The organism is Enterococcus sp. (genome assembly GCF_022711995.1).
Taxonomy (GTDB): domain Bacteria; phylum Bacillota; class Bacilli; order Lactobacillales; family Enterococcaceae; genus Enterococcus_D.
The window spans coordinates 1-10,109 of sequence record NZ_JALAHI010000119.1; the positions used below are offsets into that span (position 1 = coordinate 1).

The 10,109-nt window shown below is 38.6% G+C and carries 9 protein-coding genes; all 9 read left to right on the forward strand.

Features of this window, described 5'->3' with window-relative positions; genetic code table 11:
• Positions 1-9: 9 nt before the first annotated feature.
• The 9 genes from Q0A12_RS12035 to Q0A12_RS12075 all read left to right on the forward strand — a co-directional run bounded on the left by Q0A12_RS12035 (position 10) and on the right by Q0A12_RS12075 (position 9,745).
• On the forward strand, positions 10-426 hold the full coding sequence (locus tag Q0A12_RS12035; protein WP_291292899.1) for a PTS mannose transporter subunit IIA: 417 nt from the start codon (positions 10-12) through the stop codon (positions 424-426).
• Between the two features lie 32 nt (positions 427-458).
• Entirely contained in the window at positions 459-950 is a 492-nt protein-coding gene (locus Q0A12_RS12040) for a PTS sugar transporter subunit IIB (protein ID WP_291292891.1), read from the forward strand.
• Positions 951-962: 12 nt separating this feature from the next.
• Positions 963-1,772, forward strand: a complete 810-nt coding sequence (locus Q0A12_RS12045; RefSeq protein ID WP_291292892.1) for a PTS mannose/fructose/sorbose/N-acetylgalactosamine transporter subunit IIC — start codon at positions 963-965, stop codon at positions 1,770-1,772.
• Positions 1,769-2,596 carry a PTS system mannose/fructose/sorbose family transporter subunit IID gene (locus Q0A12_RS12050; RefSeq protein WP_291292893.1) on the forward strand — a complete coding sequence of 276 codons (828 nt, stop codon included), beginning with the start codon at positions 1,769-1,771 and terminating at the stop codon, positions 2,594-2,596. The genes Q0A12_RS12045 and Q0A12_RS12050 overlap by 4 nt, the downstream gene beginning before the upstream one ends.
• On the forward strand, positions 2,590-3,294 hold the full coding sequence (locus Q0A12_RS12055; protein WP_291292894.1) for an HAD family hydrolase: 705 nt from the start codon (positions 2,590-2,592) through the stop codon (positions 3,292-3,294). The genes Q0A12_RS12050 and Q0A12_RS12055 overlap by 7 nt, the downstream gene beginning before the upstream one ends.
• A gap of 141 nt (positions 3,295-3,435) precedes the next feature.
• On the forward strand, positions 3,436-5,946 hold the full coding sequence (locus tag Q0A12_RS12060; protein ID WP_291292895.1) for a sigma 54-interacting transcriptional regulator: 2,511 nt from the start codon (positions 3,436-3,438) through the stop codon (positions 5,944-5,946).
• A gap of 654 nt (positions 5,947-6,600) precedes the next feature.
• Entirely contained in the window at positions 6,601-6,933 is a 333-nt protein-coding gene (locus tag Q0A12_RS12065; RefSeq protein ID WP_291292896.1) for a hypothetical protein, read from the forward strand.
• A gap of 29 nt (positions 6,934-6,962) precedes the next feature.
• Positions 6,963-8,651: a pectate lyase-like adhesive domain-containing protein gene (locus tag Q0A12_RS12070; RefSeq protein WP_366031346.1), complete on the forward strand. Its 1,689-nt coding sequence runs from the start codon at positions 6,963-6,965 to the stop codon at positions 8,649-8,651.
• Between the two features lie 110 nt (positions 8,652-8,761).
• The gene (locus Q0A12_RS12075) at positions 8,762-9,745 is read left to right on the forward strand and encodes a zinc-binding dehydrogenase (RefSeq protein WP_291292898.1); all 984 of its coding nucleotides are present in this window, start codon (positions 8,762-8,764) and stop codon (positions 9,743-9,745) included.
• The last annotated feature ends 364 nt before the right edge of the window (positions 9,746-10,109 follow it).

A 10,109-nucleotide genomic window follows, 5' to 3' on the forward strand; every position in this document is an offset into this window, starting at 1 on the left:
GTGAAGGATATGAAAAAAAAATTTTTAGTGGCCACTCATGGAAAACTAGCTAGCGGTTTTCAAAACTCATTGACCATATTAGCTGGACGAGGGGCTGATCTTGTCGTTGTTGATGCGTATTTGACAAATGACGACTATACACCAATCATTAGTGACTTTATCAAATCGGTCAGCGTTGATGAGCAAGGCATTATCTTTACTGACCTTTATGGTGGTAGTGTCAATCAAACAGCTGTGACAGAGCTGATGAGAAATAAGAAGGAGCAGATTTTTGTCATTTCCAACAGTAATTTGGCAATTATTTTGACACTAGTTCTGACTTCCGAGAATGAAAGTTTCACTCAGAAAAGTATCAATGAAGCAATCAATGACTGTCAGGTTCGCTTAGTTTCAACTCAATTACCAGAGGAAGAAGCACTTTTTTAGATAAATAAGAAGAATTTATAGGAGGAAAAAAGATGATAACACAAATTCGCGTAGATGATCGCCTGATTCATGGACAAGTGGCAGTAGTTTGGACAAAAGAATTGAATGCTCCCTTACTCGTTGTTGCTAATGACGAAGCAGCGAAAAATGAAGTGATGCAAATGACATTGAAAATGGCTGTGCCTAATGGGATGAAGTTATTGATTCGATCCGTCGAGGAGGCTATTCAACTATTTAATGATCCTAGAGGAGCTGATAAACGAATTTTTGTGATTGTAAACAGTGTGAAAGATGCCAATAAAATCGCTCAAAATGTTGCCACCGTTGAGACGGTGAATATTGCTAATGCTGGACGGTTCGATAAATCTGATAAGGCAACAAAGACGATGGTTTTTCCGAGTGTACAATTAAATCCTGAAGAATTAGCGGCAGCAAGGGAATTGGTACGTTTGGATCGTGTTACCTGTTACAACCAGGTTTTGCCATCTAATCCGCAATTAAGTTTAAAAGATGCTTTAAAATAGGAGGAAAATGAAATGTTAATGCATGCAACGATGGCAGCTTTGGCAGTCTTTATCTGTTTTGCTGGTAATTATTTAACTGGCCAAAGTATGCTAGAGCGCCCCTTAATAGTGGGGCTGGTAACTGGTATATTGATGGGGGATATGAAAACCGGAATCCTAATGGGAGCATCTCTAGAGGCGGTTTTTTTAGGAAATGTAAATATTGGTGGGGTAATTGCTGCAGAACCAGTGACAGCGACAACGTTAGCAACAACTTTTGCAATTATTTCAAATGTGGAACAAAATGCAGCAATGACATTAGCGGTTCCGATCGGTATGTTAGCTGCATTCGTAGTGATGTTTTTAAAAAATGTATTCATGAATATTTTTGCTCCATCATTAGATAAAGCGGCTCGTGAGAACAATCAAAGAATGATTGTACTTTTGCATTATGGAACATGGCTCATCTATTATTTGATTATTGCTTCTATCGCTTTTATTGGTATTTTAGTTGGCAGTGGTCCGGTCAATACATTTGTTGAAAATATTCCGCAAAATCTGATGAACGGACTTAGTGCAGCAGGCGGATTGTTGCCAGCTGTTGGATTTGCCATGTTGATGAAACTATTGTGGGACAAGAAGCTGTCGGTCTTTTATATTTTAGGCTTTGTCCTAACCGCTTATTTACAATTACCGGCTGTTGCGGTTGCAGTTATTGGTGTAGTGATCTGTGTGGTCAGTGCGCAACGAGACTTAGAGATCCGCGACGTGAATAATGGAGGGAACAGTCGCCGTGTTGGGCCGATGACAAAAGCGGAAGAAGAGGAGGACTTTTTCGCATGAAATTTCAAGAGAATTTATCCAAAGAAGAAAAGAAAATGATGCGCTCCGTCTTTTGGCGTTCATGGACGATGAATGCCAGTCGTACAGGGGCAACGCAATACCACGCAGTAGGTGTGATCTATACGCTATTGCCAGTAATCAATCGTTTCTATCAATCGAAGGAAGATCGTGCGGAGGCAATCGTCCGTCATACGACTTGGTTTAATGCAACGATGCATATTAACAATTTCATTATGGGATTGGTTGCATCTATGGAAAAACAAAATAGCGAAGATGACCAGTTTGATCCAAGCTCGATTACAGCGGTAAAAGCTTCATTGATGGGGCCTATTTCTGGGATCGGTGATTCTTTCTTTTGGGGGATTTTGCGGGTCATTGCAGCTGGGATCGGTATTTCACTCGCAGCAACTGGTTCACCATTAGGAGCTATCTTATTTTTAGTGATCTATAACGTTCCTGCCTTCTTGATTCATTATTATGCACTCTATAGCGGATACTCGGTTGGAGCTAGTTTTATTCAGCGGATGTATGAATCCGGTGGTATGAAGATTTTAACGAAAGCATCTAGCATGCTTGGTTTAATGATGATGGGTTCAATGACAGCATCCAACGTGAAGTTTAAAACAATTCTTGAAGTAAGCGTTGAAGGAAGTAAGGAAGCAATGAAGATCCAAGATTATTTGGATCAGTTATTTGTGGGGATTGTCCCGTTAACAGTCACATTGATTGCTTTTTGGCTCTTACGGAAAAAAGTAAACGTCAACGTTGTGATGTTTGGAATTATGTTTCTTGGTATTATTTTGGGGCTGTTAGGAATATGTTAAATGATCAGGCGGTTTTTTTCGATATCGATGATACATTGTTAGATAATTATTGTGCCTTCCAGGAGACGATCCAGGAGTTCTTTCCTGGATCTCTGAATGAATTTGCTTCGAAACAGTTGTATCGGAACTTTCGTCAATACAGTGAAAAGATTTACCAGAGCTACTTAGAGGGAAATAGGAACCACAAAACTGAGCGCTGGCAGCTAGTTCTTCATGCTTTACAGCAAACATCTGGCATCAAGACTTCTGAATTGGATGACTACTACCATATGCGCCAAAGTAAACAAACATTATCAAAAGAGATGGAGCTTCTTTTGCGAACTTTAAAAAAAGGGGGGATCTTATGTGGCGTGTTAACCAATGGATTTGTGTTGCAGCAGCAGAATAAAATCGATCAATTAATGCTAAATCAGTTTATTGATCCGAACTGGCAGTTTATCTCAGATGAGATGGGTGATGCAAAGCCAAATGTAAGCTGCTTCCAAAAAGTAGCCAAACAATTACCAAAACAAATGCAACGAATCTATTATTTAGGCGACAGTTACTCGAATGATATTATCCCCGCTCAATTAGCGGGCTGGCGCCCAATCTGGCTAAATCGCTTTGATGATCTGGGAGAATCAGCTATTATTCAAGTAAAAACTGGAGAAGAAGCTGTCGTTTTACTTTTGTCACAATTGCTTTCTAATCAGGCATAAATTGGAGCAGCAATCCACGTTTTTTAAAAGTGCAGAAATTTTCTTCCCCTAATTAGATCGTCTATAGCAGACCTGATTCTCTTACACAGGTGGAGTGACTTTTTTTCTTCTATGCTGTATTTTTTAAGGGGAGGTAAAGATATGCGAAAAGAAACACGAGAACAGATACTGCAGCTATTAGCTCGAGGGAGAGCCTTGACGACACAAGAAATTGCCAACTCTATCGGGCTAAGCCGCTCTGCAACGAGTTTATACTTAAATGAATTACTGGATCAAAACATCGTAAGTAAAGCTGGAACAAAGCCTGTCTTCTGGGAGCTCGTTTCAGATAACACCTTTGTGGAAGACATCTTTTCTCAGTATATAGGCAGTACTGGAAGTGCAAAAAATGCCATTGAAAAGTGTAAGTCAGCTGTTTTATACCCTCCATTAGGACTGCCCTTGCTCTTACATGGGGCGAGCGGTGTAGGCAAAAGTTTTTTGGCGGAGTTGATTTTTGATTATCTTCAAAAGAAAAAATGTCCAGGCGCAGAAAAGTTTTTGGTCTTTAATTGCGCTGATTACGCAAATAACCCCGAGTTATTGTCTTCCATTCTATTTGGTCATACCCGAGGGGCCTTTACTGGAGCAGAAAAGGAAAAAAGCGGACTTTTAGCTTTGGCAGACAACGGGGTATTATTTTTAGATGAAGTTCACCGCCTCTCGCATGAAAATCAGGAGAAGCTATTTCAATTTATGGATACCGGAAGATTTCGCCCTGTTGGCGAAGAAGCAGAGATGGTCCAAGCAAATGTGCGACTCTTATTTGCGACGACAGAAGTGCCGGAAGAAGTCTTGCTGCCAACTTTTTATCGTCGAATTTCAGTAATTGTGGATTTACCTTCTTTTCATGAACGCCCAATTTTCGAGAGAGTAGATCTAGTCACACATTTATTTGAGCGGGAAGCACAGCGCATCAAGAAAAGCATCGTCATTTCAAATGATATTTTTTCTAACTTAACCCAACAAGAACTTCCAGGTAACATTGGCAGTTTGTCTAATCAAGTAAGAATGGATTGTGCCAATGCATTACGGATAGCGCCAAACAGTTCGACATTGTTTATCGGATCGGATAATGAACATACTATTCAAATCACTTATCCGCCAGCACCAAAGTCTACTTCAGCAAAACATCATCTTCTGAAGAATAAATTGAAACCATTACTTGAAATAAGTGATTTCATTGTTATGAAAGAAAAGCTGCGAGATTTTGATAATAAGTATCACGAAAATACCATGTCCTTGATGAACGATAGTCTTTCAGTGAACATTGTCACTAACATTCAACAACAAAATCGATTAGTGATTGATAATACGGCTTTGACACAGGAGGCTGTTTCCATAGTTTGTCGCTTACTAAAGATTCTACAAAACGATATTTCCATAAAGAAAATAACGGAGAAACGCCATCTTCTTTCAAAAGAATTCCCAAGAACCTTGCTTTTATCAACAAACTTAACAAAGTCATTACCTGATGAGATTCAACTAATAGCAAGTTTTCTTCTGGCAGTGCTGCTTATTGGTAAAGTTTCAGAAGACATTTACTATCAAGCGCTTCTTGTTGCTCATGGAAATACTACCGCTAGTAGTATTCAAGCTGTGGCAAATAAAATGTGTGGTGACTATGTTTTTGATGCCATCAACATGCCTTTGTCTTCTTCCGCAAGAGATATCGTTTTGAAAGTTAGCGATTGGCTATCAGAAAGAGATACTTCTGAAGGGGTCATTATGCTAGTAGATATGGGTTCATTGACACATCTGTATAAAGGTTTAAAGCCTCAGATTCTTGGTGAACTCTTAGTGATCAATAATTTAACCACCTCTTTCGCATTAGAAATCGGCCAGCAGCTAATAAATGGACATCTTTTTTATGAGATTGCCAAAAGTGCAGAGCAAAATTTTGTTACGAATATTCAATATTTCGAAGGGTTTGCAGTAGAAAAGAATGTCATCATAGCCAGTATATCTGGTCGAGACGTCGCCAAACAAATCAAAACCATTTGCGAGAAATATTTTAATCCTGATATCAAGCTGATCGTATTGAATTATAGTGAACTAGTGAATACATTAGAGCGCGCCTCATCAGAAGAAGGTTACTTGAAAGAAACCGCATTGATCGTAACTACTTCTTATTTAGATAATTCGGCAGCTGTTCCTAGTATCAATTTGATCGATGCATTAGATGAAGATGCAGAGGGACATCTAAATAAACAACTGAAAAGCTTGATTCATCCAAATAGCGTGCCATTACTAGTAAAAGAGTTTATCCACTTTTTCTCGAAAGAAGGACTATCAGAAAAGCTTGAGTTTCTGAATCCTGACGTCATTATTCGTCAAGTAGAAGATGTGGTAGAGAAGTGCGAAAAAAGGTTCAACTTGAGACTGAATGCAAAAATGAAATTCAACTTAATGATGCATTTGGCGTTAATGGTGGAGCGAACGATTCTTGGCGCCGAAGATTACCCCGTACCAGTAGACATCAATGAGTTAAAAATAAACCAGAAACCTTTTTATCAAAATGCACAAATGATTTTTTATACATTAGAGCAATTTTATAAAATAAAACTATCGGCTTGGGAACTATATATCGTGTACGAGATTCTGTTAGGCTAAAGAATGATAAGAATGATCGGCTGAAACATTTGAGAATACTCAATAGGTGTTTTTAACAAATTGCATAAAAACGAAAGAAGATCTGAGATGGTAGTTACCATTCCAGATCTTTTTCTATGGATCAAATAGAAGAAAACTGCGTTCCCTTTAGCCATTAGAGACGGCTTTTTTTATGGTGCTAATTGAGTATCATTCAGTAATCAGTTGTTATTCTTTGAAAAACGCTATGGATTATCTTCTCTAAAATACATACTTGACCCCATCTAATTTTGAAAAAAAACTATTTTTTCCACAGTCTTTCTTCGTTGATAGTATTTTTTCAATTTTCAAGAAAAATATTGCGCTAGATTCAATGAATTGTTCATGGGAGAATGAAATTGTATGCTGATCCAGCCTATAAGAAAGTGAAGATTTTAAGTATTCAATTCGAGGACTAACCCAAGTATTGAATGGTTTAACTATGTGGAAAGATCACGGAATCAATGATAGCCATAAGAAAATTAGTTACGCGAAGTGATGATTAAACGATTGTTATACGAATGGGAAAAGGCCGAAGGGATATCTTTTTATACAAAATAAGATCCTTTACGACTAAAAGTAACCGAATGACCGATGGACAAAAGGAATAACCAAAAAAGATGAAGGAGTAGTGACATGAAAAAGAAAGCAAAAATCTATTGTTTACTAGTGCTTATCACATTAACAGCTGGCTGTATCGGTAAAACTAATGTAGGCTTTGCTGAAGAGAAAGGAACAACTTCCGCAAGTTCAGAGAGTGCAACCAGTACTGATTCATTCAAGAATGGTTCATCCAAATGTTCAATAGCGGAATCTCAACTTCCGCATTCTGAGTCTTCCTCCTCAATTACAGCAGTTAAAACGAGTGACGAACAACCTGCCAATGACCAAAAAGTTTTAAATACAACTGGAGATTCGATTTCGGACAAGCAAAAGGAGAAAAAGAGTACAGTGCAAAAAAAGACTTGAAAAAAACATTCACAGAAAACTCTGTGACGGTGAACACATACTCTGAATTCAAGTCTGCCTTGCTTAATTCAAAGACACAAATAATTTCTTTAGCTCACGATATTAAAATATTGGAACCATTTAATATCTTCAGTAATAAAAAGATTTTGGGAAATGGGCATACAATTGATATGAATTATCAACCAATTGGTGTAGCTTTGAACAATGCTGTATGTGGGATCGAAGACATTCACCTAACCAATCAATCCATCTATCCACTTTTCTGGTCCGAGTATCCAGGCGTGACTGTTAACTATAAGAACGTGACTTCAACAGGAAATCAGTTCATTTATTTGGCGAATGGAACAGCAAATTTAGAAGGAACCATTGAAGCAAGTGCCAATTTACAAGAAGTATTTCAAGGAAAGCAATTAAACATTGCCAATGATGCGAAGGTGAAATGTACAGATACTGCAAATTACATTGCTCTTAATACAGGTGATGGCATCAATGTTGGTCTGGGAGCAAACATAAAAGTAGCTGCAAAAGGATTAGGGCTATCTATGTATAATCCCAATGGAAACGTTGCTGTCCACGGGAATGTCACGATTGACTCCGATGTGGACTCTGCGATTCGCAGTGCAGCTGGAGGAAGCATGGTAGTTGATCATGCCGGAACATTAAACGTAAGTTCAAAGGTAACTGATGAAGAAGCGATTTTGCTTCTTAACGGATCAGTGACAGTCAAAAGCAATGGGACATTGGTTGCCTCCTCTGAAGGATTGCAGGCAACACTCCAAACTGGTAATACATTAAATCTCCTTAATGATTCTAATTTCAAGATTTCCAACAGTAAGGGGCCTGCATTGGGTGCCTATGCACTCCCAACAACTGTCCGTGTTGATTCCTTAAAAGGACTAAGTACGTGGAAAATTAAGAATACCGAATCCGAAGAACCAGATGCTGTTTATGAAGGTCCATTAACCGCAAGTTTTGTTCTAGATACTTATACAACTGGGCAACGAACGTTAGACTTGGAATCAACTAATGCAGTTTTCTTAAAGAATTTTGATTCAGGAAAAGTTGGGAAAATTGCTGGCGGCAGTTTTTCAAAGAAAACAGAAATCGCTCCAACTACGATTGATGCATTGACCACCGAAAGTACCCAAGTAAGTGGAACGGCTGAGCCAGAAGCAGAAATTATAATCAAAGTGAATGATAACGAAATCGCAAAAGGGAGAGTCAATAAGAGTGGAAAATATCTGTTGCCAATTCCACAACAAAAAGAAGGGACGAAAGTCATTGCAGTGGCATCGTTGAATAACTTATCCTCTGAAGCTAGTACCATTGTCAAGTACGTTGGACCTCGCTTCGAGATACCAGACAGCCTCGATTTCAAAGTGCAAGAAATCCCAGTTTCGGATGAGTTTGTGAATCTGCCAAGTGATCAAGAAATACGAGTGACTGATACAAGCGCAAAAAAGAAGGAGTGGCGCCTGTCTGTTCGCGAAGAACAGCCACTGCAAAACAACCACGGAGATCGATTAAAGAATCGATTGAGTATTGTTAACCATGACCAGATCACTCAAATCAACTCGAAAGATCAACTGATTTTTGAAGGCAAAGGAGCTGCTAAGATTAAACTCGCAGAATGTCTTCGAATGACGGTTCATCCGACCGATCAAAAAGGGGCATATGAAGGACAATTAACTTGGACTCTGACAAACGGTCCTCAATAATAGATTTTTAAAATAAAAAAGGTTTTAACCTTCGATTTTGGCGGTATAACAAGAAGGAAGGTTAAAAATTTATTTAAGTCGTCATGAGGATAAAAAAGGAGATAAGAAACATGAAAGCAGCAGTAATCAAGCACATTGGATCACCAGAAAACGTAGTAATCGAAACTTTACCAGATCCTGAGATTTCGTCAAATGAAGTTTTGATTGAAGTGCGCGGTGTTGCAGTAAATCATGTCGATACCTTTATTCGTTCTGGTAAGTACCAAACACCCATTCCTTTGCCTTTTATTATTGGACGGGATGCAGTAGGAAAAGTCATTGATGTTGGGAAGAAAGTTAGCAAATTTAAAGCGGGAGATTGGGTTTGGACCAACAGTATGGGCTACGAAGGCCGTCAAGGAGTGACTAGTACGCTCGCTGCCGTTCCAGAGGAGCGCTTATTTCGCGTGCCGGAAAACTGTGATCCATTGCGACTTGTTGCTTCCGTGCATTCAGCAGCCACAGCTACTATTTTATTGAAGGATGTGCTCAATCTGTCTGGGGAAAGCACACTGTTGATTGAGGGAGGAGCGGGACATTTAGGAAAAAAGTTGATTCAGATTGCTTGCGATTTAGGTGCTCATGTACTAACAACGAGTCGCCCCGATTCCTTTGGTGAGCTCCGTAGTATAGGCAGTCAAGAATGTTACAGTTATCATACAGATGATCTAGTTCAGCTAATTCAGCAAAAGCATCCTCATGGGATCGATTTTGTGATTGATACTTCTGGAAAAGTCTCTTTACAATCAAATCTAGATTGCTTAACAGTTAATGGTGTCCTAGGAATCATCACAGCGCCGATTCCACCAGCTGCTTTTTCTGTGCAGTCTTTCTATACTCAGAATAAACAAATCAAGGGTTTTGTGATTAGTTTAGCTACTATTTCTCAACTTCAATCTGCTGGGGAGCAGATAAATCGCTATTTTGGTCAGGGGAAATTACTGGAAAACAATATTCTCATCAAACATTTTTCCGATGCCTCTTGGGCCCATTCGGTCCTTGAAAGAAATGAGGAAAAACGTAAAATCGTTCTAGTCCCGGGAGATGAACAATAAAGGAGGACCCTTTCAAAACCGACAATTCATACACGGTGCTAGTTGAAAACAGCTGATTTTTAAAATCTAAAGATAATTATTTTATAGAAAGGACCTGGTTTACCTAAGAAAGTAAGCCGGTCTTTTTCCCTTTGTCACCACACCTTCGTTTTTATTCGGTTCTCATGAAATTTATTAAACTAGAAAATTTTTGTCTATCATGGGAAAATAATTCTTGGTCGATTTTGGATCTTAGTTTCTGTAATAAGAGGTACAAAGAGAAAAGGACAATTTTCTATTGAAAGAGGATATTGATTGACGTTTCTTTAAGATTGTCTCATTCTATAATTAAGATATCTCTGTTTATTCAGAAAAAGTATAAAAA

What these genes read in the sequence shown, in the direction of transcription:
- Q0A12_RS12045 (WP_291292892.1), top strand. Translation starts at nt 963, where the DNA reads ATGTTAATGCATGCAACGATGGCAGCTTTGGCAGTCTTTATCTGTTTT.
- Q0A12_RS12060 (WP_291292895.1), top strand. Translation starts at nt 3,436, where the DNA reads ATGCGAAAAGAAACACGAGAACAGATACTGCAGCTATTAGCTCGAGGG.
- Q0A12_RS12040 (WP_291292891.1), top strand. Translation starts at nt 459, where the DNA reads ATGATAACACAAATTCGCGTAGATGATCGCCTGATTCATGGACAAGTG.
- Q0A12_RS12055 (WP_291292894.1), top strand. Translation starts at nt 2,590, where the DNA reads ATGTTAAATGATCAGGCGGTTTTTTTCGATATCGATGATACATTGTTA.
- Q0A12_RS12065 (WP_291292896.1), top strand. Translation starts at nt 6,601, where the DNA reads ATGAAAAAGAAAGCAAAAATCTATTGTTTACTAGTGCTTATCACATTA.
- Q0A12_RS12035 (WP_291292899.1), top strand. Translation starts at nt 10, where the DNA reads ATGAAAAAAAAATTTTTAGTGGCCACTCATGGAAAACTAGCTAGCGGT.
- Q0A12_RS12050 (WP_291292893.1), top strand. Translation starts at nt 1,769, where the DNA reads ATGAAATTTCAAGAGAATTTATCCAAAGAAGAAAAGAAAATGATGCGC.
- Q0A12_RS12075 (WP_291292898.1), top strand. Translation starts at nt 8,762, where the DNA reads ATGAAAGCAGCAGTAATCAAGCACATTGGATCACCAGAAAACGTAGTA.